The 25308-nt window shown below is 49.4% G+C and carries 22 protein-coding genes, 20 tRNA genes and 1 rRNA gene; 32 read left to right on the top strand and 11 right to left on the bottom strand.

The window, feature by feature from the left end; all coding sequences use genetic code 11:
* Window positions 1-12 precede the first annotated feature (12 nt).
* The 21 genes from rrf (at window position 13) to P9687_RS00350 (ending at window position 2053) form a co-directional block, all read left to right on the top strand.
* Window positions 13-128, top strand: a 5S ribosomal RNA gene (gene rrf / locus P9687_RS00450).
* Between the two features lie 8 nt (window positions 129-136).
* Window positions 137-209: transfer RNA gene (locus tag P9687_RS00445), tRNA-Val, on the top strand.
* A gap of 166 nt (window positions 210-375) precedes the next feature.
* Window positions 376-451 (top strand) — tRNA-Lys (locus P9687_RS00440).
* A 6-nt stretch (window positions 452-457) separates the two neighbouring features.
* Window positions 458-539: transfer RNA gene (locus tag P9687_RS00435), tRNA-Leu, on the top strand.
* Window positions 540-554: 15 nt separating this feature from the next.
* Window positions 555-629, top strand: a tRNA-Gly gene (locus P9687_RS00430).
* A gap of 9 nt (window positions 630-638) precedes the next feature.
* Window positions 639-724 (top strand) — tRNA-Leu (locus P9687_RS00425).
* 17 nt (window positions 725-741) lie between these two features.
* Window positions 742-815 (top strand) — tRNA-Arg (locus tag P9687_RS00420).
* A 13-nt stretch (window positions 816-828) separates the two neighbouring features.
* Window positions 829-905: transfer RNA gene (locus tag P9687_RS00415), tRNA-Pro, on the top strand.
* 13 nt (window positions 906-918) lie between these two features.
* Window positions 919-994 (top strand) — tRNA-Ala (locus P9687_RS00410).
* 24 nt (window positions 995-1018) lie between these two features.
* Window positions 1019-1092 (top strand) — tRNA-Met (locus tag P9687_RS00405).
* Window positions 1093-1107: 15 nt separating this feature from the next.
* Window positions 1108-1184: transfer RNA gene (locus tag P9687_RS00400), tRNA-Ile, on the top strand.
* Window positions 1185-1202: 18 nt separating this feature from the next.
* A tRNA-Ser gene (locus P9687_RS00395) sits at window positions 1203-1296 on the top strand.
* A gap of 17 nt (window positions 1297-1313) precedes the next feature.
* Window positions 1314-1387, top strand: a tRNA-Met gene (locus tag P9687_RS00390).
* A gap of 2 nt (window positions 1388-1389) precedes the next feature.
* Window positions 1390-1462: transfer RNA gene (locus P9687_RS00385), tRNA-Asp, on the top strand.
* A gap of 8 nt (window positions 1463-1470) precedes the next feature.
* Window positions 1471-1546: transfer RNA gene (locus tag P9687_RS00380), tRNA-Phe, on the top strand.
* 23 nt (window positions 1547-1569) lie between these two features.
* Window positions 1570-1642 (top strand) — tRNA-His (locus tag P9687_RS00375).
* Between the two features lie 7 nt (window positions 1643-1649).
* Window positions 1650-1723: transfer RNA gene (locus tag P9687_RS00370), tRNA-Gly, on the top strand.
* 4 nt (window positions 1724-1727) lie between these two features.
* A tRNA-Ile gene (locus P9687_RS00365) sits at window positions 1728-1801 on the top strand.
* Between the two features lie 5 nt (window positions 1802-1806).
* Window positions 1807-1881: transfer RNA gene (locus P9687_RS00360), tRNA-Asn, on the top strand.
* A 3-nt stretch (window positions 1882-1884) separates the two neighbouring features.
* Window positions 1885-1976, top strand: a tRNA-Ser gene (locus P9687_RS00355).
* Window positions 1977-1981: 5 nt separating this feature from the next.
* Window positions 1982-2053, top strand: a tRNA-Glu gene (locus P9687_RS00350).
* A gap of 164 nt (window positions 2054-2217) precedes the next feature.
* On the opposite strand, the gene P9687_RS00345 is transcribed toward P9687_RS00350, so the two are convergent.
* Window positions 2218-3141 carry a 1,4-dihydroxy-2-naphthoate polyprenyltransferase gene (locus P9687_RS00345; RefSeq protein ID WP_035183998.1) on the bottom strand — a complete coding sequence of 308 codons (924 nt, stop codon included), beginning with the start codon at window positions 3139-3141 and terminating at the stop codon, window positions 2218-2220.
* A 265-nt stretch (window positions 3142-3406) separates the two neighbouring features.
* Here P9687_RS00345 and P9687_RS00340 point away from each other — a divergent pair, with 265 nt between their 5' ends.
* The 6 genes from P9687_RS00340 to menC all read left to right on the top strand — a co-directional run bounded on the left by P9687_RS00340 (window position 3407) and on the right by menC (window position 11577).
* On the top strand, window positions 3407-4732 hold the full coding sequence (locus P9687_RS00340; RefSeq protein WP_035188982.1) for an isochorismate synthase: 1326 nt from the start codon (window positions 3407-3409) through the stop codon (window positions 4730-4732).
* Between the two features lies 1 nt (window position 4733).
* On the top strand, window positions 4734-6479 hold the full coding sequence (menD, locus tag P9687_RS00335) for a 2-succinyl-5-enolpyruvyl-6-hydroxy-3-cyclohexene-1-carboxylic-acid synthase (RefSeq protein WP_035183995.1): 1746 nt from the start codon (window positions 4734-4736) through the stop codon (window positions 6477-6479).
* A complete protein-coding gene (gene menH / locus P9687_RS00330) occupies window positions 6476-7279 on the top strand; it encodes a 2-succinyl-6-hydroxy-2,4-cyclohexadiene-1-carboxylate synthase (protein ID WP_035183992.1) in 804 nt (267 codons plus the stop codon). Before menD ends, menH begins: the two co-directional genes overlap by 4 nt.
* A gap of 39 nt (window positions 7280-7318) precedes the next feature.
* Window positions 7319-8137, top strand: coding sequence for a 1,4-dihydroxy-2-naphthoyl-CoA synthase (gene menB, locus P9687_RS00325; protein WP_035188984.1), 819 nt, complete (start codon window positions 7319-7321; stop codon window positions 8135-8137).
* 885 nt (window positions 8138-9022) lie between these two features.
* On the top strand, window positions 9023-10477 hold the full coding sequence (locus tag P9687_RS00320; RefSeq protein WP_035188985.1) for an o-succinylbenzoate--CoA ligase: 1455 nt from the start codon (window positions 9023-9025) through the stop codon (window positions 10475-10477).
* Entirely contained in the window at window positions 10474-11577 is a 1104-nt protein-coding gene (gene menC / locus P9687_RS00315; RefSeq protein ID WP_035188987.1) for an o-succinylbenzoate synthase, read from the top strand. The genes P9687_RS00320 and menC overlap by 4 nt, the downstream gene beginning before the upstream one ends.
* A gap of 329 nt (window positions 11578-11906) precedes the next feature.
* On the opposite strand, the gene P9687_RS00310 is transcribed toward menC, so the two are convergent.
* From P9687_RS00310 to yidD, 4 genes are all read right to left on the bottom strand, one after another.
* Window positions 11907-12065 (bottom strand): DUF1540 domain-containing protein, encoded by a 159-nt coding sequence (locus P9687_RS00310; protein ID WP_014097641.1) that lies wholly within the window; start codon window positions 12063-12065, stop codon window positions 11907-11909.
* Window positions 12066-12126: 61 nt separating this feature from the next.
* The gene (locus tag P9687_RS00305) at window positions 12127-12981 is read right to left on the bottom strand and encodes a metal ABC transporter solute-binding protein, Zn/Mn family (protein ID WP_429892647.1); all 855 of its coding nucleotides are present in this window, start codon (window positions 12979-12981) and stop codon (window positions 12127-12129) included.
* 155 nt (window positions 12982-13136) lie between these two features.
* Window positions 13137-13256 (bottom strand): DUF4021 domain-containing protein, encoded by a 120-nt coding sequence (locus tag P9687_RS00300; RefSeq protein WP_014097643.1) that lies wholly within the window; start codon window positions 13254-13256, stop codon window positions 13137-13139.
* A gap of 100 nt (window positions 13257-13356) precedes the next feature.
* On the bottom strand, window positions 13357-13593 hold the full coding sequence (yidD, locus tag P9687_RS00295; RefSeq protein ID WP_013860032.1) for a membrane protein insertion efficiency factor YidD: 237 nt from the start codon (window positions 13591-13593) through the stop codon (window positions 13357-13359).
* A 116-nt stretch (window positions 13594-13709) separates the two neighbouring features.
* Here yidD and P9687_RS00290 point away from each other — a divergent pair, with 116 nt between their 5' ends.
* The gene (locus tag P9687_RS00290) at window positions 13710-14159 is read left to right on the top strand and encodes a Dps family protein (RefSeq protein ID WP_014097644.1); all 450 of its coding nucleotides are present in this window, start codon (window positions 13710-13712) and stop codon (window positions 14157-14159) included.
* Between the two features lie 72 nt (window positions 14160-14231).
* Here P9687_RS00290 and P9687_RS00285 read toward each other — a convergent pair whose 3' ends face one another.
* Window positions 14232-14480: a DUF6154 family protein gene (locus tag P9687_RS00285; protein ID WP_013860030.1), complete on the bottom strand. Its 249-nt coding sequence runs from the start codon at window positions 14478-14480 to the stop codon at window positions 14232-14234.
* Window positions 14481-14648: 168 nt separating this feature from the next.
* Here P9687_RS00285 and ytkD point away from each other — a divergent pair, with 168 nt between their 5' ends.
* The gene (ytkD, locus tag P9687_RS00280) at window positions 14649-15110 is read left to right on the top strand and encodes an RNA deprotection pyrophosphohydrolase (protein WP_035188989.1); all 462 of its coding nucleotides are present in this window, start codon (window positions 14649-14651) and stop codon (window positions 15108-15110) included.
* Window positions 15111-15695: 585 nt separating this feature from the next.
* Here the strand turns inward: ytkD and P9687_RS00275 are convergent.
* The 4 genes from P9687_RS00275 to gntK all read right to left on the bottom strand — a co-directional run bounded on the left by P9687_RS00275 (window position 15696) and on the right by gntK (window position 20823).
* Window positions 15696-16502, bottom strand: a complete 807-nt coding sequence (locus P9687_RS00275) for an ABC transporter permease (protein ID WP_035188991.1) — start codon at window positions 16500-16502, stop codon at window positions 15696-15698.
* On the bottom strand, window positions 16489-17259 hold the full coding sequence (locus tag P9687_RS00270; RefSeq protein ID WP_035188994.1) for an ABC transporter ATP-binding protein: 771 nt from the start codon (window positions 17257-17259) through the stop codon (window positions 16489-16491). The genes P9687_RS00275 and P9687_RS00270 overlap by 14 nt, the downstream gene beginning before the upstream one ends.
* A 39-nt stretch (window positions 17260-17298) precedes the next feature.
* Window positions 17299-18306 (bottom strand): ABC transporter substrate-binding protein, encoded by a 1008-nt coding sequence (locus tag P9687_RS00265; RefSeq protein WP_035188995.1) that lies wholly within the window; start codon window positions 18304-18306, stop codon window positions 17299-17301.
* Window positions 18307-19287: 981 nt separating this feature from the next.
* Window positions 19288-20823 (bottom strand): gluconokinase, encoded by a 1536-nt coding sequence (gene gntK, locus P9687_RS00260; protein WP_168986109.1) that lies wholly within the window; start codon window positions 20821-20823, stop codon window positions 19288-19290.
* Window positions 20824-21038: 215 nt separating this feature from the next.
* Here gntK and P9687_RS00255 point away from each other — a divergent pair, with 215 nt between their 5' ends.
* From P9687_RS00255 to P9687_RS00245, 3 genes are all read left to right on the top strand, one after another.
* The gene (locus tag P9687_RS00255; RefSeq protein WP_035183970.1) at window positions 21039-21581 is read left to right on the top strand and encodes a flavodoxin family protein; all 543 of its coding nucleotides are present in this window, start codon (window positions 21039-21041) and stop codon (window positions 21579-21581) included.
* Between the two features lie 15 nt (window positions 21582-21596).
* Window positions 21597-22640, top strand: coding sequence for a DUF2584 family protein (locus P9687_RS00250; RefSeq protein ID WP_235801679.1), 1044 nt, complete (start codon window positions 21597-21599; stop codon window positions 22638-22640).
* Between the two features lie 483 nt (window positions 22641-23123).
* Window positions 23124-23513, top strand: coding sequence for a DNA mismatch repair protein MutT (locus P9687_RS00245; protein WP_014097652.1), 390 nt, complete (start codon window positions 23124-23126; stop codon window positions 23511-23513).
* Between the two features lie 150 nt (window positions 23514-23663).
* On the opposite strand, the gene pckA is transcribed toward P9687_RS00245, so the two are convergent.
* A complete protein-coding gene (gene pckA, locus P9687_RS00240) occupies window positions 23664-25253 on the bottom strand; it encodes a phosphoenolpyruvate carboxykinase (ATP) (protein ID WP_017550244.1) in 1590 nt (529 codons plus the stop codon).
* Window positions 25254-25308 lie beyond the last annotated feature (55 nt).

Raw genomic sequence — 25308 nt, 5'->3', positions numbered from 1 at the left:
AAATTATACAGGTCCGGTGATGATGGCGGAAAGGTCACACCCGAACACATCCCGAACTCGGAAGTTAAGCTTTCCAGCGCCGATGGTAGTTGGGGGTCTCCCCCTGCGAGAGTAGGACGTTGCCGGGCCATAATACGGAGGATTAGCTCAGCTGGGAGAGCGTCTGCCTTACAAGCAGAGGGTCGGCGGTTCGATCCCGTCATCCTCCATTTTTATGCCGTTCCGATTCAGGTGCAATCGGCTTCCATCGGAAGGTTGGGAATACTGGCTTGTGACCGGCATCATACTTCCCGGGAATCCTAAAAATAGATATGTACATATTTAACCCAATATAGTATAATTCTCTTTGTGACAAGTAATGTCATTATCGGATATGAGCCATTAGCTCAGTTGGTAGAGCATCTGACTTTTAATCAGAGGGTCGCAGGTTCGAATCCTGCATGGCTCACCATTTATCGCGGGTGTGGCGGAATTGGCAGACGCACCAGACTTAGGATCTGGCGCCGTAAGGCGTGGGGGTTCGACTCCCTTCACCCGCACTGTTTACATGATACGCGGAAGTAGTTCAGTGGTAGAACATCACCTTGCCAAGGTGGGGGTCGCGGGTTCGAATCCCGTCTTCCGCTCCATTTTATCCCGCCGGGGTGGCGGAATTGGCAGACGCACAGGACTTAAAATCCTGCGGTAGGTGACTACCGTACCGGTTCGACTCCGGTCCTCGGCATCAGTACCATGACAAATGCGCCCATAGCTCAATTGGATAGAGCGTTTGACTACGGATCAAAAGGTTAGGGGTTCGACTCCTCTTGGGCGCGCTTATTCCTGTTTCGGGAAGTAGCTCAGCTTGGCAGAGCACATGGTTAGGGACCATGGGGTCGCAGGTTCAAATCCTGTCTTCCCGACCATGAAGATCATAACGGGGCCTTAGCTCAGCTGGGAGAGCGCCTGCTTTGCACGCAGGAGGTCAGCGGTTCGATCCCGCTAGGCTCCACCAATCCACCAAACAGAGTCAAATAACGGCGGCGTAGCTCAGCTGGCTAGAGCGTACGGTTCATACCCGTGAGGTCGGGGGTTCGATCCCCTCCGCCGCTATATTTTGTATATATCGGACCTTTAGCTCAGCTGGTTAGAGCAGACGGCTCATAACCGTCCGGTCGTAGGTTCGAGTCCTACAAGGTCCACCATTTTTTATTTTTTCATACGGAGGAATACCCAAGTCTGGCTGAAGGGATCGGTCTTGAAAACCGACAGGCGGGTTACAACCGCGCGGGGGTTCGAATCCCTCTTCCTCCGCCATTTCATTATTTTATCATCGCGGGGTGGAGCAGTCTGGTAGCTCGTCGGGCTCATAACCCGAAGGTCACAGGTTCAAATCCTGCCCCCGCAATTGGTCCCGTGGTGTAGCGGTTATCACGCCTGCCTGTCACGCAGGAGATCGCGGGTTCGATTCCCGTCGGGACCGCTTGTTTTGGCTCGGTAGCTCAGTCGGTAGAGCAAAGGACTGAAAATCCTTGTGTCGGCGGTTCGATTCCGTCCCGAGCCACCATTGGTTTCAATGAAAAATATATGGCGGTTGTGGCGAAGTGGTTAACGCACCGGATTGTGGCTCCGGCATTCATGGGTTCGATTCCCATCATCCGCCCTTTGCTGCGGGTGTAGTTTAGTGGTAAAACCACAGCCTTCCAAGCTGTTGTCGTGGGTTCGATTCCCATCACCCGCTCCACTTTGGGCCTGTAGCTCAGCTGGTTAGAGCGCACGCCTGATAAGCGTGAGGTCGATGGTTCAAGTCCATTCAGGCCCATATATTCCGCAGTAGCTCAGTGGTAGAGCAATCGGCTGTTAACCGATCGGTCGTAGGTTCGAATCCTACCTGCGGAGCCATATGGAGAAGTACTCAAGTGGCTGAAGAGGCGCCCCTGCTAAGGGTGTAGGTCGCGATTAGCGGCGCGAGGGTTCAAATCCCTCCTTCTCCGCCATTTTTGGCCCGTTGGTCAAGCGGTTAAGACACCGCCCTTTCACGGCGGTAACACGGGTTCGAATCCCGTACGGGTCATACTGGTCACGAAGCTGTTCCGGAAACTTCCGGAGCAGCTTTTTTTGCGCGTTTTTTCACTTCTGCAAACCTCTTCAGGACTTCACCCAGGCTACGGGTCCGTTAAAGTATGATAGAAAAAACGCAAAAACAAACGGCGGAGTGTTACACTCCGCCGTTTGTTTTTAAATAAAATGATCGATCAAAAAGCTGATGGATAAAAGCACCCCGAAAATGGTGTTTGTCTGTGCGGTTGCTTTCATAGCAGGCAGCATTTGCAACGGTTCACTTTTTCCAATAAAGCCTTTAATGGCCCGGACCGGTTTCGGTGTGCTGACGAAAACGAGCAATACCCACGGGGTTACAACACCGAACAAAACGAGCCCGGCCATCCAGAGATAGGAAAGGGCAAACATTGCGGCCAGAAGCAGGATGGCTCCTTTCCGGCCGAGCAGAATGGCGATCGTTTTTCTGCCATTTGCTTTATCGCCGTCCAGATCGCGGATATTATTCGACAGCATAATGGCACCGATTAAAATCATAATCGGAATCGAAATAAATACAATCGGCCATGTGATCGTTTTTGTTTGGATAAAAAACGATATTAATATAATGATTACACCCATAAAAAAGCCGGAAATCAGTTCGCCAAGCGGCGTTGATGAAATTGGAAAAGGCCCTGCAGTGTAAAGATAAGCAACAAGCATGCAGACAGTGCCGATTACAGCAATCCACCAGGAACTTTGCGAGCAAATGTAAACGCCGATCAGCATGGCTGCACCGAAAAAAGCAAAGGCGAGGTGGAGCACCGTTTTCGGTTTGATGCCGTTTCTCACAATTGCCCCGCCGATCCCGACGGAATGCTCGGTATCAAGGCCGCGTTTGTAATCGTAATATTCATTAAACATATTGGTTGCTGCCTGAATTAACAGGGTTGCAACCAGCATTGCAGCAAACAGCAGCAGATTGATGCGGGCAATGCCCAAAGCCAGTACTGTCCCGAGAATGACAGGCACAAAACCGGCCGTTAAAGTATGGGGCCGTGTTAATTGCCACCAGATCCGCCAGCCTTTGTCAGGGCCGATTGCTGGAGAAGATTGCGCATTCATCTTCTTACTCTCCTTTTATGCTATTCTTATATAAATATGGCGAAATTAGTACATTTAAAGTTTAGGGAAATCAGGCCCATGTGTCAATGTATTTGGTTGGCAATCTTATTTTAAGCCGTTTTGCTGAATTCAACCGGCAAATTTTATATAATAGATGAGGTATGTTCATAAAAATGTTAAGTTTTCATATGAAAACTGTGATAGATGGCCCGGCAAAAAGTAAGAGAGGTTTGGAGGAGATCTTTTGGCTAATGAGGATATATTAATGAAAGAAAAAACGGCGCTAAAACTGGTAAGCAAAGTCATAAAATGCCGCACTGCACCGGATCCGCTCCGCCTTTTTACAGCGGGTGCCGCGCATTTTTACGGCAGCCGGTTTTTCTGGCAGGATGCCGATCGCGAAACCGTATTTGTCGGTTTTGGCTGCGTATGGTCATGTACGGTCACAGCCTCTGACGGTTTTGCCCAAATGGAAGACGAATGGCGAAATTTGAAGGGGGGGGGCGAAGTTTATTCGGGAACCGGTGAAACGGGAACAGGGCCTGTGCTTTTCGGCGGTTTTGCGTTTGACGGGACGGTTGCAAAGCAGGAATGGAAAACATTTGGTCAAGGCATTTTCCGCGTGCCGCAAATTCTTTTCACTTTTAAAAAAGATGCCGTCTTTCTCACGGTAAATGGATGCGGCGGAACAGAGAGCGTGCAGGAAGCGGAGGAAACCGTACGAAGCCTTTTAAACGGCAGTACAGCTTTCCCTGCACTTCCGCTTTTAAAAGCTGTAAAGGAAATCGGTTCGGACGAATGGAAAAAAAGTGTCGCAACAGCCGTGGAGTTTATCCGGGAAGGGAGAATGGACAAAGTTGTCCTGGCAAGAAAACTGGAACTTGCTTTTGACGGTGTGGTGAGCCCGGATGCGGTGCTTGCGGCGCTTTCCGTCCAGCAGCATGACAGCTACTTATTTGTGCTGGAAGAAGGCAGTGAAAGTTTTATCGGGGCTTCGCCGGAAAGGCTGGTGAAAAAAACGGGCCGGCATATTTTATCGACGTGTCTTGCCGGTTCGATCAAACGCGGCCGCAATGAGGCGGAGGATTTGGAACTTGGAAAAGCGCTGCTTTCGGATCAGAAAAATTTAAGCGAGCATGGTTTTGTCGTATCCATGATTCGGCAGGTGCTTGAACCTTTTTGCAACGGGCTGAATGTGCCGGATGAGCCTGTGTTGATGCGGATGCGCGATATCCAGCATCTTTACACCCCGGTTACCGGGACAGTGAAGGACAAGGACACCACCCTTTTTCAATTGGTCAAAGCGCTCCATCCGACGCCAGCACTTGGCGGTATTCCGCGGCAGCCGGCCATGGAAGCAATCCGGCTTCTTGAAAAAATGGACCGCGGTTTATACGGCGCGCCGATCGGCTGGGTGGATTACAGGGGAAGCGGCGAATTTTGCGTCGGCATCCGCTCCGGGCTGTTAAAGGAGGATCGTGCATCCCTTTATGCCGGATGCGGTGTCGTCAAGGAATCGGAACCTGAAGAAGAATATAAAGAAACAAGCGTCAAATTTACCCCGATGCTGCGCGCTTTAGGAGGCAAATAGAGTGGAACACCAGGAGATCATGACAACTTATTTGGCAGCTTTTATCCGGCAGTTGTCCGCGATGGGGATCCGCTATGCGGTGGTAAGCCCCGGGTCAAGGTCGACGCCGATTGCGATGTTGTTAGCGGAACATCCGGATTTTCAAATTTACATGGATATTGATGAACGGTCAGCCGCTTTTTTTGCGCTCGGGCTTGCAAAAGAAAAACGCAAACCGGTTGTGCTTTTATGTACGTCTGGCACAGCTGCCGCCAACTATTATCCGGCGGTTGCGGAAGCCAATATTTCACGCGTGCCGCTTATTGTGCTGACGGCAGACCGGCCGCATGAACTGCGCAATGTCGGTGCCCCGCAGGCCATTGACCAGATCCGGCTGTACGGCACCCATGTCAAATGGTTTGAGGAGATGCCGCTTCCGGAAGCAGAAGAAGAAGTGCTTCAATTTGTTCGGCAGACGGCGGCCAGGGCAGTTGTGACGGCGCTTCAGCAGCCAGCGGGTCCCGTGCATCTTAATTTTCCGTTGCGCGAGCCGCTTGTTCCGGTTCTTAAGCCGTCTCCTTTTGCCGGCGAAGTACCGGTGCCGGCCATTGAAAATTTTTCCGGCACCCTGCGACTTTCAGAAGAAACGGTTGAAATTGTGGCAAAAGAGATCCGGGAAAAGGACCGCGGCCTGATCATTTGCGGGCCGATTGATATTCCCGGCTTTGCGGAGGCGGTTGTGGCGCTCAGCGAAAAAACGGGTTACCCGGTGCTGGCCGATCCACTGTCACAACTGCGAAGCGGCCGGCACGGGAAAGAAAGGATCATTGAAAATTATGATTCCTTACTAAAAGATCCGAAATGGGCCGGCCGCCTTGCACCGAATGTTGTGATTCGCTTCGGTGCCATGCCCGTTTCCAAACCGCTGACCCTATTGCTAAAAAAAGTAAAAACAGCTGCCCATTATATCGTTGACGGCGGAAACGGCTGGCGCGATCCCGTGAAGCGGGGGACAACGGTTGTTTATTCGGATGAAATTGATTTCTGTAAAAAATTGTCAAATATAATTGTAATGAACCCGGTTTCGGAATGGTTCACCATGTGGGAAAAATTGAATCAACAGGCGCGGCAGATTGTTACGGCTTCGCTGGAGGTGGAAAAAACCTTTGATGAAGGAAAAACGGTAACCGAACTTGCTGCTGCTTTGCCGGACGGCAGCACCCTTTTTGTCGGCAACAGCATGCCGATCCGGGATGTCGATACATTTTTTCAGGCAACAGATAAAAAGATCCGCATTCTGGCAAACCGGGGCGCGAACGGCATTGACGGCGTTGTGTCCAGTGCAACCGGCGTGAGCGCGGGATGCGGCAAAGCCTTTTTGCTGATCGGCGACTTGTCCTTTTTCCATGATTTAAACGGCCTGCTGATGACGAAAATGCATAAGCTCAATCTTTGTGTGATTTTGATCAATAATAATGGTGGGGGCATTTTTTCTTTCCTGCCCCAGGCGGATGAACCGGAAAAATTTGAGCAGCTGTTCGGCACGCCGACGGACCTCGCGTTTGAATATGCGGTTAAAATGTATGGCGGGAGCTACATCCAGCCGCAAAACTGGGATCAATTCCGGGCGGCGCTTTCCGAATATAAAGGCGGGCTACAGGTGATTGAAGTGCGGACAAACCGGGCGAAAAATGTCGAAACCCACCGGAAAATCTGGTCACAAGTTTCCCGGGAAATGGAACGTTATTTTCAAGGTGAGCAACAATGAGAATTAACGGATTGGAATATCATGTAGAAACGGCGGGTGACGGGGAACCGTTGCTGTTGCTTCACGGTTTTACAGGAAATGGTAATACCTGGAATGATACGGTTTCCATACTTCGGGACGAATTCCGCTGCATTGTGGTGGATATCATCGGCCACGGCAAAACCGAAAAACCAGATGATCCCGGCCGCTATGACATTACAAAAGCCGCCGCTGATTTGCGTGCGGTGCTTCTGGCGCTTGGCATCCGGCGGGCGTCTGTTCTCGGCTATTCGATGGGCGGGAGGCTGGCGCTTACGTTTGCCGTCCAGTACCCGCAAATGGTGGACAAACTTGTACTGGAAAGCGCGTCTCCCGGTTTGAAAACGGAAGCGGAACGGCTGGCGCGGCGAGAACGGGATGAACAGCTGGCGGAACGGATTTTGACCGGATGCATGGAAGCATTTGTCAGCCATTGGGAAAATCTACCGCTGTTTGCATCACAAAAACAGCTGCCGGCTGAAGTAAGAGAAAAAATTCGCAAACAGCGCCTCGAAAATGACCCGGCTGGTTTGGCGAACAGCCTCCGCGGCATGGGGACAGGCGCGCAGCCATCATGGTGGGGAAGACTTTCTGAACTTCATTTCCCCGTCTTACTTGCAGCTGGCGAATGGGATGCCAAGTTTTGCCGGATTGCCGGAGAGATGGAGGAGCAGCTCCCGCATGCCAAAAAAATCATTTTTTCGCATGCCGGCCATGCAATTCATGTGGAAGATCCGAAAAAGTTTGGTACAATGATAAAGGGATTTTTAAAAAATTGTTGATAAATTGTCATAAAATGTACATAAAAAGGAGGAATCATCATGGCAGTTGAATGGAAGACTGAGCATGAGTATGAAGATATTTTATACGAATCCTATAATGGCATTGCCAAGATTACGATTAACCGTCCCCATGTGCGCAATGCTTTCCGGCCGGAAACGGTAACCGAGATGTATGATGCGTTTTCCCGGGCGCGCGATGACGCCAACATCGGAGTCATTATTTTAACCGGTATGGGGGAAAAGGCATTTTGTTCCGGCGGCGATCAAAAAGTGCGCGGCAATGGCGGTTATGTTGGCAGCGACAATATTCCGCGCCTGAACGTGCTTGATCTGCAGCATTTGATCCGTGTGATCCCGAAACCGGTCATTGCCATGGTAGCAGGTTATGCGATCGGCGGCGGACATGTACTGCATGTGGTTTGTGATTTGACGATTGCGGCTGATAATGCCATTTTCGGTCAGACCGGTCCGAAAGTTGGCAGCTTCGACGGCGGTTACGGTGCAGGTTATCTTGCAAGGATCATCGGCCATAAAAAAGCGCGTGAAATCTGGTATCTATGCCGCCAGTACAACGCGCAGGAAGCGTTGGAAATGGGGCTTGTTAACGCAGTCGTGCCGTACGAAAAACTGGAAGAAGAAACGATCAAATGGGCGGAGGAAATCCTTGAGAAAAGCCCAATGGCGATCCGTTTCCTGAAAGCCGCGTTTAATGCTGATACGGACGGGCTTGCCGGCCTCCAGCAATTTGCGGGCGATGCAACCCTTTTGTATTACACAACGGACGAAGCAAAAGAAGGCCGCGATGCATTCAAGGAAAAACGCAAACCGGACTTCGGCCAATTCCCGCGTTTCCCGTGATTGGAAAATGGGCTGTCTCGATTGAGGCAGCCTGAATTTTTTCACGGGGAAATTTTTGCTGAATGGTCCATGATTCAAAAAGGCCATTCAGCAAGTGGCTGAGATGTTCTTTAGCGTGGTTCAAAGAGACGTTTTGACTAGTGACAAAGCGCAAATTGTCCTTTAGAGGTTCAAAAGGATAATTTAGGGAAAGACGAAGTGCAAATTGTTCTTTTACAGGGGTTCAAAAGGACAATTCAGGGAAAGACAAAGCGCAAATTGTCCTTCAGAGAGGTTCAAAAGGACATTTCGGCAAGTGACAAAGGTAGAACTGTCTTTTAGTGTGTTCCAAAAGGACAATTCGGGGAAAGACGAAGAGCAAATTGTTCTTTAGAGGGGTTCAAAGGGACATTTCGGCAAGTGACAAAGGTAGAACTGTCTTTTAGATTCCAAAAGGACAATTCGGGGAAAGACGAAGAGCAAATTGTTCTTTACAGGGGTTCAAAAGGACATTTCGGCAAGTGACAAAGGTCAAACTGTCTTTTAGCGTGTTCCAAAAGGACAATTCCGGGAGAGACAAAAAGCAAAATGTCCTTTAGAAGGGTTCAAAAGGACATTTCGACAAGTGACAAAGGTAGAACTGTCTTTTAGCATGTTTCAAAAGGACAATTCAGGTAGAAACGAAGCGTAAACTGTCCTTTACAGGGATTCAAAAGGACATTTCAGGGAGAAACAAAGCACAAATTGTCCTTTAAAGAGGTTCAAAAGGACAATTCCGCAAGTAAAGAAGCCCGTAATGTCCTTTAAGGCGCTTTTAAAAGACGATTTTGCATTGGACAGGGATAACCTGTCCTGTTGAAAAAGCAAAAGTGGCATGTCCAAAATAGATTTTTACCAGGTGATGTTATGCTACCCAATTTTTTAAAACAGCGCGCGTATTTAACGCCGAACCGGATTGCGCTCATCAGTCAAGGTACAAGCCTGACGTTTGCCGGGCTGTACGAAAAGGCGAAAGAAACGGCGCGGAAGCTGTCCGGCTGCGGCATGCAGGCGGAAGATACGGCAGCGGTCCTTTTAAACAGCCGCGCGGAAACGGCGGTCATTCTCCATGCGCTGCAGCAGCTCCGTGTCCGCACCCTTTTTCTTAACCACCGTTTAACGCCGGCGGAAATGCAGTACCAGCTCACCGACAGCGGGGCGAAATGGCTGATTACGGAAAAATCGTTCCGGGAAAAAGCAGAAGTGTTAAACGAAACAGCAACAGTGATCCAAAGCGAAGCGCTTGACGATTTGCCGGCTGCAGGATACGAAGAACGTGCGGAGTTTGCATTCGAGGATGTCTGCTCGATCATGTACACATCCGGCACAACCGGCAAACCAAAAGGCGTCCTGCAAACATACGGCAACCACTGGTGGAGCGCCGCCGGTTCTGCACTCAATCTCGGCGTGCGGGAGGACGATACGTGGCTGTGCGCAGTGCCGCTTTTTCATATCAGCGGTTTTTCGATCCTGATGCGCTCTGTTTTTTATGGTATGACGGTTTATTTAATGGAAAAATTCGATGAAAAAGAGACGGCCAAACTGCTGAAGTCCGGCCGCATTACAACGATGTCGGTTGTGACCAACATGCTGCAGCGTTTGCTTCGTGAACTCGGACAAGAGCGCCTTCATCCGAACTTCCGCTGCCTCCTGCTTGGCGGGGGGCCGGCGCCGCGCCCGCTGCTTGAAGCGTGTGCCGAAAAGAATATTCCGGTTTTCCAGTCATACGGCATGACCGAAACGGCTTCACAAACCGTGACACTTGCGCCGGAAGACAGCCTGCGAAAAATCGGGTCAGCGGGGAAACCGTTATTCCCGGCGCAAATCCGGATCGTTTCCGATGGCAAAGTGTGCGGTCCGTTTGAGCACGGAGAAATTGCTGTAAAAGGGCCGAACGTGACAATCGGTTATCTGAACCGCCCGGATGCAAACCAGAAAAGTTTTCGGGACGGCTGGTTTTTCACCGGCGATATTGGTTATCTGGATGATGAAGGCTTTTTATACGTACTGGACCGGCGCTCCGATCTGATCATCTCCGGCGGGGAAAATATCTATCCGGCTGAAATCGAAGAAGTACTTCTTGCCCATCCGGATATTCTTGAAGCCGGGGTTATTGGCGTCGAGGACGAAAAATGGGGCCAGGTGCCGGCTGCGTTTATTGTCACAAAAAGGGCAGTCCAGGAAAGGGAGCTGCAGGCTTTTTGCGAAACGCGGCTTGCAAAATTTAAAATCCCGAAAAAAGTGTATGCCGTTCCCGCGCTGCCGCGGAATGCATCGAATAAGTTGGTGCGCAGGAAACTGCTGGAGCTGCTGCCGTCATGATCGGGATTGAAAAAGTAACGCTTTCTGTAGTCAAAATGCCGCTTAAGTCTCCATTTGAAAATGCACTCGAAAAAGTAACGGAGCGGGAAGCGATCTTGCTTGAAGTGACAGACAAGGACGGGGTGGCCGGTTTCGGGGAAGCTGTTGCATTTTCAACCCCGTGGTATACAGAAGAGACGGTGCAGACATGCTTTCACATGCTGAAAGATGTGCTCATCCCGCTTCTTCGGGAAAAGCCGGTTGCACACCCAAAAGAAGTGAGCGGCCGGTTCCGATCCGTCCGGCGCAATCATATGGCAAAAGCAGCAATCGAAACGGCTATATGGGATTTGTATGCGAAAAAGAAGCAAAAGCCGCTTTGGCAGTTAATCGGGGGTGCGCGGGACCATGTGGATGCCGGCGTTGCGGTCGGCAGCCATGATACAGCGGAAGCGCTCCGGCAAATCGCGGCGTTTGTTGATGAAGGCTATAAAAGGGTGAAAGTCAAAATTAAGCCCGGCCATGATGAAGCGTTTATCCGCGAAATCCGGCATGCATTTCCTGATCTCGCGCTAATGGCGGATGCGAACTCCGCTTACACGCTGGCGGATGCGCCGCGTTTGAAAAGGCTCGACCGGTACGGGCTCCTGATGATTGAACAGCCGCTTGCCGCCGATGATATTGTGGAGCACGCGGCCTTGCAAAAGCAGCTGGAGACGCCGGTTTGTCTGGATGAAAGCATCGTAACATACCATGATGCGGAAAGCGCGCTCCGGCTCGGCAGCTTCCGGGTGCTCAATATTAAAATTGGGCGGGTTGGCGGGCTCTATCCGGCGATTCAGCTGCATGACCTTTGTGCATCCCGCGGCATTCCGGTCTGGTGCGGCGGCATGATCGAATTTGGCGTATCGCGCGCCTTTAACCTCGCGCTCGCCTCTTTGCCGGGCTTTACGATTCCGGGCGATATTTCTTCATCCAGCCGGTTCTGGGAAAAAGATATTATTGAGCCGGAAATCACGGTGGAAAACGGACAAATCCGCCTGCCGGACAGACCGGGAATCGGGTTTGAGATCGACCGCGCCTATGCGAAAAAAATCCGGACATATACCGAAACGATATGAAAAAACTGCCGCACAAGACGGCAGTTTTTTCATGAAAACATCGAATCAAATGTCTTATAAGTGAAATCCCGCTCGAGTTTCGATTTTACATATGAAATCGATCTTCACGCCGGGACAAACGATGTTTTTTGTGAAATCACGCTTGATTTTTTCATAAAACATGGATTTTAGTTTTCACACCTGGACAATCGATGTTTTTTCGTGAAAACATCGATTCAAACGTCACTTGAGTTTCGATTTTACAAATGAAATTATCCTACACGGCTGGACGCTCGAGGCTTTTTTCATTCAAATGTCTTATAAATGAAATTGCCCTTCACGCCAGTTTTTCATGAAAACATCGATTCAAACGTTTTACAATCGGTTTCCCGCTGGTTTTCAGCCTGGGTTCCTGTATGGCTCACGATGTAAATTTCTTCGGCAGAACAAAGATTGCCTTCCTCCCAGAACACACAGTTCCTGACTTCGCATAACACATCTTTTGCCATCCGGACACCCTCCCTTAAAACATGTCGTACGTTTCTAGTTTTTGCAGCGTGCGGCAAACCATTACTGTAAAGCTTTTTCCAATGCTTTTAAATTGTCGTCCATCAAAGTAAAGTAATCTTTATGCGCTTTGATTTCTGCGTTCGTTCGGACGCCGAGATGGTGGATGTAAACCGCTTTTGTATTCGTTTCCTGTTGAACCACTTCCGCAATTTTGGAAGGCACATTTTTTTCAAATACGATGTAGGAAATATGGTCTTGTTTTACTTTCTGGATGATGTTTTCCAGCTGTTTTTGTGACGGTTCATCCGAAGTGGAGAGCCCGGCAATCGGAATTTGTTTGATGCCATATCGTTTTACCCAGTAGCCGTATGCCGCATGGGAAACGACAAGTTCTTTGTTGTCTGACTTTTCAACTGCCTGTTTGTATGCCGCATTGACTTGATCCAGTTTCTTTGCGAGTTGTGCGTAATTTTTCTTGAAATACGTTTTTTGCTTCGGCATTTTTTTCGAAAGTTGTGTTGTAATCATGCCGGCCATTTGCTTGACGTAAATTGGGTCGAGCCAGACATGCGGATCGGCCTTCGTACTTGTTTTATCCGGAACAGGAAGCCGGTCCCCGAGCGCCATCATTTTCACATTCTGGCCTTCGAGCACTTGTTTCGCCTTATTCGCAAAGCCTTCAAGCCCGAGCCCGATGTAAAAGAAAAAGTCGGAATCGGCGAGCTTCAGGATATCTTTCTGTGACGGTTCGTATGTATGTTCATCCGTGCCCGGCGGATAAATCGTTTTAACCGACACATACTTCCCGCCGATTTGCTGTGTAACGTATTCCAGTGGATAGACGGTGGTATAGACCGAAATTTTATGATCCTGCTTGCTTTCCTGTTTGTTTGCACATGCCGTAACAAATAGCATGGTAAAAGCGAGCAGTACGGGAAAAAGTTTTTTCAAAGCGGACGATTCCTTTCTTTTTTAATTCGTAATGATTACGATTTACTCACAAAAAATATATTACTAAACTCCGCTTCATATGGCAAGAAAAATTTTTAAGGGACAGCAAATGCTGCCCCTTAATCTTTTTTGTCTTCTTCTTCGGTTTCAAGCATACCGTAATCGCCGTTTATGGCCTGTTCGTCGGGATCAGCGCCGAAATCGCCGCTCTTTTTTTGCTGCTCTTTTTTCTCTTCCATAAAAAACACCTCCACCTGTAGCGTTTTCCGGAAATGGGAAACGTATACGGGGGAGGGGTTGTTTTTTCACCGGTACGGCGGAAAAGAAACCGAATGGTGTTCAATGTTTTTTCACCGGCCACTGGTCCGGAACGGGGTCATACCCGCCGGCGTGGAATGGGTGGCATTTTAAAATTCTTCTGATTGCCAGGTAGCCGCCGCGAAGTGCGCCGAACCGTTTTACCGCTTCAAGCCCGTAATTCGAGCAGGTCGGCTGAAACCGGCAGCTTGGCGGGAACAGTGGGGAAATCGCAAGTTGATAAAAACGGATCAATTTAATAAAAATGAACTTCAGCATCGATCTGCCCCTTTCTTCGTTTATTTTAGCATGTTTTCAAAAAAGATGTGCAACATATGATTGGGTGTTTGAAGGCCCGGGAAAAGGGTACAAACAAAGCAGGAGGTTGATGAAACATGGCAGAAAACGAACAATTGATGGAAATCTTAAATAAGCAGGTTGCCAACTGGACAGTGCTTTATACAAAATTGCACAACTACCATTGGTATGTGAAGGGACCGAATTTTTTAAGCCTTCACGCCAAATTTGAGGAATTGTACAATCTTGCAAATGACTATCTCGATGAACTGGCTGAACGTCTTCTCGCTTTAAACGGCAATCCGGTAGCGACATTGAAAGGAAGCCTTGAATTGTCATCGGTACAGGAAGCAAGCGGCAATGAGAGCACGGAGGAAATGGTACAGGGGACTGCCAATGACTTTGCGATGATCGCGAAAGAATTGGAGGAAGCGATCGGGCTTGCCAACAGGATTGGCGATGACGCAACCGCCGACATGTTTATCAACATCCAGGAAACGCTCGATAAAAACATTTGGATGCTGAACGCCTTTCTTGGAAGACGGTAACGCAAAAGTGGGAGGTCAAATGGAGCCGGCCCCCGCTATAAAGGCTGTCCCGCCAAAGCGGAACAGCCTTTATTACTGCAAATATTTTGTTGTCGGGTAAGCATCAAAGCCTGCGTAATCGGAAAATTTATCTTTCAGTGTCTCCAGTATGTATAATCCGATAAAATGTTCCAGTTCGGCCGTGCTCATTTCGCGCACAATCCCAAGCAGGTCTTTCCGGTTGTAATTTTCGACGACCGCTGCAGAAATGGCGTCCAAATCTTCTTCATCCCCCGTCAGCCGGTCCCGGTACAGCTCAAACAATTCATCGACTAGCCTCATGCCGTCTCCTCCTTTATTCATTTCTTATTCACTATCCGCAATGGGGCCCTTTTAAACATTTTATGATTATTTTCACGCGATGTACCTCGAAAAATGCAACGGGTTTCAAGAAAAATTTCGCCAATTTTTGCACCCGGTTGCCGTATAATGAAGAACAGGAGGGATTTGATGTATCGGTTTACAGATTTGAACGGCAATCCAGTTACATTTATTTTTGAAAAAAATGCTTTTCCTATAGAGCCGCAGCATGTGCTCGTGCTCGCCCGGTACCGTGGAAACTGGCTTTTGACAAGGCATCCGAAGCGGGGGCTCGAATTTCCGGGCGGAAAAAGGGAAGCGGGCGAGACGGTCCGAGAAGCGGCTGAACGCGAGCTGTATGAAGAAACGGGCGGCATTCCGGAAAACCTTCAATATATCGGGGAATACTGCGTCGATGATCAGGTGCGCGGGCCGTTTGTGAAGGCGGTTTTTTACGCGGACATCGGCCGGCTTGAAACCAAACACGACTATTTGGAAACGGATGGACCTGTGCTTGTGGAAGGCGATCTTGTTGAAAAATTGCAGTCCTCGTCATTCAGTTTTCTCATGAAAGACGGGGTTGTCGAAATAGCGCTCAGACACGTCGAATAATAAGAAAAAGCAGCAGGAAGTTTCTCGGGTTAAACTGAAATCTCGGAAACGTTGAGATTTCGGGGTGATTGGGGCCTTTTTTAACATAGCGTGAATCTCGGTGAAGGTATCCGTATCTTCACATAGGGCGCGTCTATGTTAAGGAAGCGTGAAAAAAAGAAGATGTTCCTTAACATAGGGCACGTTTATGTTAAGGAAGCGTGAAAAAAAGAAGATGTTCCTTCACATAGGGCGCGTCTATGTTAAGGAAGCGAGCAAAAAAGACATTGTTTTTTTACATAGGGCGTGTCTACGTTAAGGAAGCGTGAAAAAAAGAAAATGTTTCTTAACATAGGATGCGTCTACGTTAAGGAAGCGTGAAAAAAAGAAGATGTTCCTTAACATAGAGCACGTCTACATTAAGGAAGCATGGAAAAAAGAAGGCGTATCTTAACATAGGGTGCGTCTACGTTAAGGAAGCAAACAAAAAAGAAGGAGTTCCTTAACATAGAGCGCGTCTACATTAAGATACGTCGGCAAAAACGGCCGCTTCCTTCATATAGAGCGCGTCTACGCTAAGATGCTATACCAGAACAGCTTACCGGCCTATCTGTCTTTTACCAGCTTTTTCTCCAGCCACCCGACAAGCTGGTACATAATGGTTGCCACAATGGCAATCAGGATCATCGAAAGCATGACGAGCGTAAAATTAAACACCTGGAAACCATAGATGATCATGTAGCCGAGCCCTTTTGAAGATACGAGATACTCGCCGACAATGACTCCAACCCATGCAAGCCCGACATTGACTTTCAGCGTGGAAATGATCACAGGAATCGATGCCGGAAAAATGGCTTCCCGGAACACTTGCAAACGGGAGGCGCCGAACGAGTGCAGCACTTTCGTGTAATTTGGGTCGACATCCCGGAACGCCGTATAAATCACAATTGTCGTCACAATGACGGAGATAATGACGCCCATGGCAACAATAGAAGAAAATCCCGGGCCCATGCTGACAATTAAAATCGGCCCGAGCGCTACTTTCGGCATGGCGTTCAGGACGACGAGATACGGGTCAAGAATCTTCGATAAAAACGGCGACCACCAAAGAACGGCGGCAAGTGCCGCGCCGAGCACAGTCCCGAGGATAAAGCCCATGACGGTTTCAAAAACGGTGATTCCCAAATGGACGTAAAGCGAGCCGTCTTCTAACTTTGCCACCAATAACGCCCACACTTTGGACGGGGAGCTGAAAATCAACGGGTCAATCCAATGCAGGCGGCTCGCCACTTCCCAAAGGCAGAAAAAGACAATTAAAATGAAAAGCTGGAAAAAGCGGACCCGGCGTTTTTCTTTGCGCATCGCGGCGAGGTAATCTTCATGCCGGAGCGCCGTACTTTCAGCTGTTTTCAAGGGACTCCAGCTCCTTCCATATGTCATTAAAAAGTTTGAAATAAATTTTTTGGCTTCGCGCTTCAAACGGGCGGAGGTGGCGCAGCTCTGCTGGCACGTCAAAAATTTTATAGAGCCTGCCGGGTTTTGATGCCAATAGCAGGATCCGGTCGCTCATCGCAATGGCTTCACCGATATCGTGCGTGACAAGCACCGCTGTTTTATGGAATTGCTTCAGCGTGTCAAATACCAGGTCCTCCAGTTTTAATTTTGTCTGAAAATCAAGGGCGGAAAACGGTTCATCCAGCAGCAGGATTTTCGGATCGACCGCGAGCGTCCGCACAAGTGCCGCCCGCTGCCGCATTCCTCCCGAAAGTTGGCGCGGGTATTGCTTTTCAGTGCCGGCAAGGCCGATCGTTTGTAAAAGCCCGAGTGCATGTTTTCTTGACTCCGGATTCAGCCGTTTTTCCAATTTCAGCCCGATCATGATGTTTTCTTCAATTGTTTTCCAAGGAAACAAATAGTCCTGCTGAAGCATATAGCCGATGGAAGATTGCCGGGAACCTGGTAGTTTCCCGTCAATCTGCACAATCCCCGCAGTCGGTTGCAGAAGCCCTGCAAGAATCGAAAGCAGCGTTGTTTTTCCGCAGCCGCTCGGGCCCAAAAGCGAGACAAACTCGCCCTCTTCCATTTGAAACGAAATGTTTTCAAGCGCCTTTGTGGCCTGTTTTGCCGTAAAATAGGTGTGATTGACGTTTTGTACGGTCAAAAAATGCATATGTGCTGCCCGCCTGAAGAGGGGCGCACCCCCTTTCCGTTATTTTGCCTTTTTCACAATCGATGCGTTTACCAGTTTGTCGTACGGCACGGTATGGTCGAGTTCTCCGGCTTCTTTCATGATGTCCTGGATCGTGTTCCAGCCGCTTTTGGTTAAAATCATATCGCTGCTGAACGAGCCTTGGCTGCGGTACCGTTCAATGGAGGAGGCGAGCATATCGGTTTTCGTGTCTTTAAAATAAGGCTGAACCGTTTTTGCGACCGTTTCCGCATCGGTTTCTTGCACCCATTTTCCGGCCTTTAGCAGGGCGCGGACAAATTTCACCGCTGTTTTTTCATGCTCTTTCAAATAGCTTTGCTTTGCCATGAAGGTCGTGTACGGCACTTTTCCGGACTCTTTGCCGAAAGAAGCCACAATATAACCCTTTCCTTCTTTTTCCATTGTGGATGCGGTCGGTTCAAACAGCTGGACAAAATCCCCCGTTCCGGATGCATAAGCATTAGCGACATTGGCAAAATCGATGTTTTGGATCAGCTTTGTGTCTTTGTGCGGGTCAATACCGTGCTTTTTCAGGACATACTCGCCGACCATTTGCGGCATTCCACCTTTCCTTTGGCCGAGAAAAGTGGTGCCTTTCAGCATATCCCACGAAAAATGGTCGATTTTTTTGCGCGAGACGAGAAATGTTCCGTCTGTCGCCGTCAGCTGCGCGAAATTGATAACCGGGTCTGCCGCTTTTTGTTTGTATACATAGATGGACGTTTCCGATCCGACAAGCGCAATATCGGTTCCCCCTGAAAGCAGGGCAGTCATCGTTTTATCCCCGCCCCATGTGGTGGTCAGCTTAATATCAAGCCCTTCCTCTTTGAAATATCCTTTTTCAAGCGCGACATAAAGCGGAGTGTAAAAGACGGAGCGTGTCACTTCGGCAACCCGTACTTTCTGCAATGCTTTTTTCTTTGAACCGGTACTGCCGCACGCGCTTAAACTGAATGCAAGCAATGCGGCAAGCAGAAGCATGCATCCGGATTTGAGCCACTTTTTCATCATGCAACCTCCTCATTGGGCTTTTTTACAGCCTATGCCGCGGGCGCTGATTGTGTGAACGCCTAATCAATTAAAAATTTATTTTGCCGGGTTAGGGGAAGAGAAGAGAGCTTATGATAAAAACGATGACAGTACTGGAGACCAGCCGGATGCCGGGGCATAGAGGGCGTCTAGGTTAAGAAAGCGAGGAAAATTGACATCCTTTCTTCACATAGAGTGCATCTACGTTAAGGAAGCGTGGAAAAATGAAGGTCTTCCGTCACATAGAGAGCGTCTACGTTAAGGAAGCGCGGAAAAATGAAGGTCTTCCGTCACATAGAGAGTATCTACGTTAAGGAAGCGCGGAAAAACGAGGCGCTTCCTTTACATAGAGTGCATCTACGTTAAGGAAGCGTGGAAAAACGAGGCGCTTCCTTCACATAGAGAGCGTCTACGTTAAGGAAGCACGGAAAAATGAAGGCCTTTCTTCACATAGAGCGCGTCTACGTTAAGGAAGCAAGCAAAAACGAGTCTCTTTCTTCACATAGAGCGCGTCTACGTTAAGAAAGTGCGTAAAATTGACGGCCTTCCTTCACGTAGGGCGCGTTTCAAGTGCAAGCTTTTCCCTGCATTTTTTATAAATGCCAAAGCTGTCAGCATTCTTGCTAAATCTAGGAATTTTGCTTATTCAGCAATCCCTATTTGCAACCCAGGTCCTTCGCAAATTTTAAAGCGGAATGGTTGTCTTCCATACACCCCCACACTGTGTCTTTCTAAAGGCAAAACGGACGAACTGTTTTTGCGAAAAACACCACCATTTGCGAATTGGATCTTGCAAAGCGAACGAACGGGTTTTGGGAAAAACGCCCCCATTTGCGAATTGGATCTCGCAAAGTGGGCGGCCTAGTTTTACAAAAAACGCCGCCATTTGCAGAATGAACAAAAGCAAATGGCGGCCCTATCAAATCCATGTGTGTCTTTGTTTTCACCATTACGTGTGTGTTATTTTACCCATTTTCGCTGAAATGCGGCAATGTTGGTGTATTCCCCTTCAAGCAGGCGGGAGATCCGGATGTAAATTGGGAGGATCTCTTCGTATACCGCAGTGTTTTCCGGAATCGGGCGATGGGTGTGCGTGGCGCCGATCCAGTCGGAGACAACCGAGAAGTCATCTATTTCGTCGAGCGCGTACATGCCGAGGACGATCGCCCCGAGGCAGGAGCTTTCAAAACTTTCCGGCACGACGACTTCCTGGTTGAAAATATCAGCGAGCATTTGCCGCCACAAATCGGAGCGGGCAAAGCCGCCGGTCGCCTGGATTTTTTTCGGAATGCCGATCATTTCCTGAAGCGCCAGCATGACCGTATAGAGATTATAAATCACGCCTTCCAGCACGGCGCGGACCATATGCTCGCGTTTATGGTGTAGGCCAAGGCCGAAAAACGAGCCCCTTGCATCCGCGTTCCAAATGGGTGCGCGCTCGCCGGCCAGGTACGGATGAAAGATGAGTCCGTCCGATCCCGGGGCAACACGGGCGGCAATTTTCGTCAGCACTTCATACGGATCAATGCCGAGCCGTTTTGCCGTCTCGACTTCGGCTGCGGCCAGTTCATCGCGCACCCACCGGAACGTCATGCCGCCGTTATTGACCGGCCCGCCGACGACCCAGTGGTTTTCCGTTAATGCATAGCAGAAAATCCTTCCCTTTGGATCGGTCACAGGTTTGTCGGTAACGGTCCGGATCGCGCCGCTTGTCCCGATCGTGATCGCGACAACACCGGGGTCGATTGCATTCACACCGAGATTTGAAAGCACCCCGTCACTTGCGCCGACAACAAACGGCGTGTCTTGCGGAATGCCAGTTTCGACCGCATATTCCGGCGCAAGCCCGGTGAGGGAAAAGGTCGTCGGCACAGGTTTTGACAGCTCGTCCGCTGTAATGCCGGCCACATGCAGTGCCTCTTTGTCCCAGTCCAGGTCGTGAAGGTTAAAAAGGCCGGTCGCAGAGGCAAGCGAATAATCGATGACATACTGCCCGAAAAGGTGGTAAAAAATATACTCTTTAATGCCGATAAACTTGAACGTTTTTTTGAACAGCTCCGGTTCCTCGTGGCGGAGCCATGTGATTTTGGAAAGGGGGGACATCGGATGGATAGGGGTGCCGGTCCGCCTGTAAATGTCTTGGCCGTGCCATTCATTCTTTATCTTTTCAGCCCATTTTCTAGCGCGCGCGTCCGCCCAAGTAATGCAGTTGGTTAGCGGTTTTCCGTCTTTGTCCACTGCAATCAAGCTGTGCATCGCGGAACTGAACGAAACAAGTTTTATTTCGGAAGGATCGATGTCGCTTTTTACGATCGCTGTTTTCATCGAGTCAATGACAGCACGGAAAATTTCATCCGGATTTTGCTCGGCGACCTGAGGGGATGGGCTGTAAAGCGGATAGCCTGCATGGTGCATGCTGATGACTTTCCCTTTTTCGCCGAATAAAACAGATTTTGTTGTTGTTGTACCGATATCTACGCCTAAATAATAGGTCATTGAAAGTCAATCTCCTTTATGAACCTGTTGCTTCAAAATGGTTTACAGTTCAGCGTTTTTTTAATTTTTTCCAATACCTTTATTTTAACTGAAACTGGACGGTTTTTAAAAGTTTTTTGGAAAACCGCTGGAATCCGAATTGCTTGACAGACGAAGGCTGCGGCCGACATACTAACATAGAAAGTAAAAGTAAATGGATAAAAGAGGGTACAGCCATGACGATTGCAGTGATTTACGGAAGTTCGCGCCCGCGCGGCAATACAGAGATGCTGACAGAGCGGGCAGTGGAAGGCATGCATGTGGAGCGCTTCTATTTGAAAGATGCGCATATTCTTCCAATTGAAGACAAACGCCATACGGATTCAGGGTTTTCAAAAGTGGAGGATGATTATAGCATTCTCATCCAGCATATTTTCATGTGCGATACGATTATCTTTGCAACGCCGATTTACTGGTACGGGATGTCGGGGCTGATGAAAACCTTCATCGATCGCTGGTCGCAAACATTGCGGGATCCGCAGTTTCCGGATTTTAAAAAAAGAATGGCGGAGAAAAAAATTTATGTGATTGCAGTCGGCGGGGATATGCCACGTGTCAAAGGGCTGCCGCTGATCCAGCAGTTTGCGTATATTTTTGACTTTTTAGGCATGCGTTTTGACGGTTACATTCTTGGAGAGGGCAATAAACCCGGCGATATTGTACAAGATAAAGAGGCAATCTTTGCAGCGGATCAATTAAACGAAACACTGAAAAGGTGATGCAATTTGAAGACCGTGATCGAAAAGCAGCTTTTTCCGTCCCCAAATCCGCGTGTGCGCATGTATCTTGTGACATACTGGTCGGACGGCTTGAAAGTGAAAGGGTTGCTGGCAGAGCCGGATGACGGGCGCGTTTATGACGGGTTTTTATATTTACGCGGCGGCATCAAAAGCGTCGGGATGGTGCGGCCGGCGCGGATCGGCGAGTTTTCGTCGGAAGGGTTTATCGTTTTCGCGCCTTTTTACCGCGGCAACTGGGGCGGGGAAGGCGATGAAGACTTTGGCGGAGACGATATGCATGATGCGTATTTTGGTTTTGACGTATTGATGGAGAATGAGCGGGTGAGCGGGCGTGTCCACGTTTTCGGATTTTCCCGCGGCGGCATCATGGCATTCGGCACCGCGGAAGCACGGCCGGCCGCGTCTATTGTCACATGGGGCGGCGTTTCGGATGTTGCGCTCTGTTATGCGGAACGGGTCGATTTAAGAAAAATGATGAAGCGCGTGATCGGGGGCACGCCGGAAAAATATCCGGAACGGTACCGGGTGCGGACGCCACTGTATAAGCTCGGGCAAATTGGTTGCCCCGTTCTCGTTATCCACGGGGAGAAGGATCAAAATGTGTCCGTGGAACACGCCATTCGTCTCGAACACGGTCTCAAACAGCTTGGAAAATCGGTTGAAACATGGTATTTCCCGGAACTTGGCCACCATTTCCCGCCGCCTGTAAACCGGCGGGTTGTCCATGCTGCCAGCGTTTGGATGAAAAGGCATTCCGCACATGATACAATAGAAGCAACGACGGAGGTGAGCCGAATGGGAATGCCGATGGAACTCGATACGATGCTCGTGACGAACGGAAAAGAAGAGCGTATTGAGCAAAACCTCTTTTTGCTAAAACAACCGGGATACTGCGTGTATCCGCTTGATACGCCGGTTGAAATCCGGAAAAAGAAGGAACACGGGCCGAGCGGAAGCGCTGTCATCCGCAAACTGGAATGGGAAAACAATACAACGATCGTTCACTATGAATTGGTTTCTTTGAACACGCCGAATTAAACAGGCGCCGCACCATGGTCCGCGGCGCCTGTTTAGTTTATCAGGACGGGCGGAAGGGAATTTTACAAGTGTAATGCCTGGCTGGTCTTGCGGAGAACGCCGGAATTCGGCCAAAGGGCAATGCCTTGTGAACGGAACTGAACCAGCTTGCGGGTAGCGCGGAGAAAGAACGGATCCGGCGGGAGTGGTGCCGGAGTATTGGTGAATGGAACTGCTAAAATTTTTCAACTGGGCCTAGACCGGTGTGGACAGGAATATTGGCGAACGCAACACGTCTTGCAAGTGTGCCGCCAGCCTGGTTCTTCGGGATGAAATGGGCAGGATTGAAAATACTAATCGGAAGAGAGGCCGGCTTCTAAAACTGGAAAAGAGAACTGGTCGCAGCGATTTAAAAAGGCTGGCAGCTACTCCCGCCAGAATCGAATACTTGAGGTAAAGGGCCGGCCTTCCGCATTTGCTTGAAAAAGGAGGAGAAGTCCAAAGATGGAAACGGACTACAAAAAAGCTTGCGGCGCATATGCCGTCATTTTTGATGCGAAAAAAGAAAAAGTCGGGGTGGTGCCATCGGGCAGCGGCTACAGGCTGCCGGGTGGGGAAATCAGCCGCGGGGAGTCTGAACTTGCCTGCCTGATGCGGACAGTCGGCGCGGAACTTGAAATCGCGGGCTTTTTAGGCAAAGCGGCACAGGAAACGGGCGCGCGGTCCATGGATGAAGGCCTGTTTTATTTAGGAAAATGGGAACAGCCCCGCAAAGGAAGCCATAACTTGGAATGGCTCAACCTTCACGAGGCTGTGGAAAAAATGGCCGGTGCCCACCATCAATGGGCAGTGCAGGAAGGAATCAGCGCCGTCCAGACAAGCACCTGGTTTTAACTGGGTTTCCGCTTTTGCTTAAATGAGCAGACCCTTGGTACTCGCCGTAACCTTTTGGGTTGCTGCAGCGTTTCCGCTTTTACAGAAATGAGCATACCACAATTTAATTGGAGTCTCATTTTAATTTAAAATGCGGGCTCCCGTTTATGCTTATATAAGCGGGCCGCCGAGTTTTTCAATGTCATCCGGCACCGAAAATTGCCGGAAATTTTCTTTGAACCGGGCTGCAAGTTCGAACGCTTTTTCACGGTAAGCCTGCTTGTCCGTCCATGTATCTGCCGGATAAAGGACGTCATCTGACACCCCTTCAATATGAACCGGGATGTGTAGCCCGAAAATATCATCCTGCCGTGTTTCGGTATCTTTCAGTTTGCCGTTTATCGCAGCCCGGACCATGGCCCGCGTATCGCTTAATTTCATGCGGGAACCGGTTCCGTACGGGCCGCCTGTCCAGCCGGTATTGACAAGAAATACCTGGACGTTGTGCCTGTCAACTTTCTCGCCGAGCATTTCCGCATAAACGGCGGGCTCAAGCGGCAAGAACGGCGCGCCGAAGCAAGTGGAGAACACGGCTTCCGGGCGCGTGACGCCGCGTTCGGTACCGGCCAGTTTAGAAGTGTAACCGCTTAAGAAATGGTACATGGCCTGCTCTTTTGTCAGCCTGCTGATCGGCGGCAGGACACCGGATGCATCGGCCGTCAGGAATATAATGGTTGACGGATGGCCGGCCATGCCGGAGCGGGCAATATTGCCGATGTTTTCAATCGGGTAAGCAGCCCTTGTATTTTCCGTCAGTGCATTGTTGTCATATTGCGGTTTGCGGGACACCGGATCTACGACCACATTTTCAAGTACGGTCCCAAAACGGATCGCCTGGTAAATTTGTGGTTCTTTTTCTTCCGTAAGCCCGATGCACTTTGCATAGCATCCGCCTTCAATATTGAAGACACCGCTGTCGGACCAGCCGTGCTCATCGTCCCCTATAAGTGCGCGCTCCGGATCGGCGGAAAGCGTCGTTTTCCCGGTCCCGGACAAGCCGAAAAACAGGGCCGTATCGCCGTTTTTCCCAGTATTGGCGGAGCAGTGCATGGGAAGGATGCCTTTTTGCGGCAGCAAGTAATTCATGATGGAAAAAATGCTTTTTTTCATTTCGCCTGCATATTCCGTCCCGCCGATCAAAATTATCCGGCGTTCAAGTGAAATCATGATGAACGCTTCGGAATGCGTGCCGTCAAGCGCCGGGTCTGCCTTAAACAGCGGCGCGGAAAGAATCGTAAATTGCGCATCGTGTTGATAGAGCTCCTCCGCATCCGGCCGGATAAACAATTGATGCGCGAATAAATTATGCCAGGCGAACTCATTCACGGTCTGGATCGGAAGGCGGCTTTTTGGATCGGCACCCGCAAAACCTTTAAACACAAAAATTTCGTCTTTCCCTTTTAAATGCCGGACCATTTTTTCATAAAGCCTGTTGAACACGCCGGGAGAAACCGGCTGGTTGATTTTGCCCCAGTCGACACGGTCTTTTGATTCGGAGTCGACGACAATAAATTTATCTTTCGGTGACCTTCCTGTATATTTTCCTGTTGCAGCAGAAATGGCCCCTTCCGTTGTCAGTACAGCTTCTTTCCGTTCGATAATTTTTTCCATTAATTGTGGCACGGAAAGCTGCATGCGTACGTTTTCCCCCGACAACAAAAACTTTAAATCGTCAGAAGCGCCAATCAGATCCATTTTCATAAACCGCCCCTTTGAATAACTTATTTCACTTTAAACGATATCAGTATAACATATT

Source organism: Weizmannia sp. CD-2023, assembly GCF_036225245.1.
GTDB classification, from domain to species: Bacteria; Bacillota; Bacilli; order Bacillales; family Bacillaceae_C; genus Weizmannia; species Weizmannia faecalis.
Note: the sequence above shows the minus strand (reverse complement) of the source record. Positions and strands in the feature narration are given on the sequence as shown.

Bases quoted from the DNA above. Each gene is read 5' to 3' on its own strand.
- P9687_RS00345 (WP_035183998.1), bottom strand. From the start codon at position 3,141: ATGAATGCGCAATCTTCTCCAGCAATCGGCCCTGACAAAGGCTGGCGG.
- P9687_RS00340 (WP_035188982.1), top strand. From the start codon at position 3,407: ATGAAAGAAAAAACGGCGCTAAAACTGGTAAGCAAAGTCATAAAATGC.
- menH (WP_035183992.1), top strand. From the start codon at position 6,476: ATGAGAATTAACGGATTGGAATATCATGTAGAAACGGCGGGTGACGGG.
- menB (WP_035188984.1), top strand. From the start codon at position 7,319: ATGGCAGTTGAATGGAAGACTGAGCATGAGTATGAAGATATTTTATAC.
- P9687_RS00320 (WP_035188985.1), top strand. From the start codon at position 9,023: ATGCTACCCAATTTTTTAAAACAGCGCGCGTATTTAACGCCGAACCGG.
- menC (WP_035188987.1), top strand. From the start codon at position 10,474: ATGATCGGGATTGAAAAAGTAACGCTTTCTGTAGTCAAAATGCCGCTT.
- P9687_RS00310 (WP_014097641.1), bottom strand. From the start codon at position 12,065: ATGGCAAAAGATGTGTTATGCGAAGTCAGGAACTGTGTGTTCTGGGAG.
- P9687_RS00305 (WP_429892647.1), bottom strand. From the start codon at position 12,981: ATGCTATTTGTTACGGCATGTGCAAACAAACAGGAAAGCAAGCAGGAT.
- P9687_RS00300 (WP_014097643.1), bottom strand. From the start codon at position 13,256: ATGGAAGAGAAAAAAGAGCAGCAAAAAAAGAGCGGCGATTTCGGCGCT.
- yidD (WP_013860032.1), bottom strand. From the start codon at position 13,593: ATGCTGAAGTTCATTTTTATTAAATTGATCCGTTTTTATCAACTTGCG.
- P9687_RS00290 (WP_014097644.1), top strand. From the start codon at position 13,710: ATGGCAGAAAACGAACAATTGATGGAAATCTTAAATAAGCAGGTTGCC.
- P9687_RS00285 (WP_013860030.1), bottom strand. From the start codon at position 14,480: ATGAGGCTAGTCGATGAATTGTTTGAGCTGTACCGGGACCGGCTGACG.
- ytkD (WP_035188989.1), top strand. From the start codon at position 14,649: ATGTATCGGTTTACAGATTTGAACGGCAATCCAGTTACATTTATTTTT.
- P9687_RS00270 (WP_035188994.1), bottom strand. From the start codon at position 17,259: ATGCATTTTTTGACCGTACAAAACGTCAATCACACCTATTTTACGGCA.
- P9687_RS00265 (WP_035188995.1), bottom strand. From the start codon at position 18,306: ATGAAAAAGTGGCTCAAATCCGGATGCATGCTTCTGCTTGCCGCATTG.
- gntK (WP_168986109.1), bottom strand. From the start codon at position 20,823: ATGACCTATTATTTAGGCGTAGATATCGGTACAACAACAACAAAATCT.
- P9687_RS00255 (WP_035183970.1), top strand. From the start codon at position 21,039: ATGACGATTGCAGTGATTTACGGAAGTTCGCGCCCGCGCGGCAATACA.
- P9687_RS00245 (WP_014097652.1), top strand. From the start codon at position 23,124: ATGGAAACGGACTACAAAAAAGCTTGCGGCGCATATGCCGTCATTTTT.
- pckA (WP_017550244.1), bottom strand. From the start codon at position 25,253: ATGAAAATGGATCTGATTGGCGCTTCTGACGATTTAAAGTTTTTGTTG.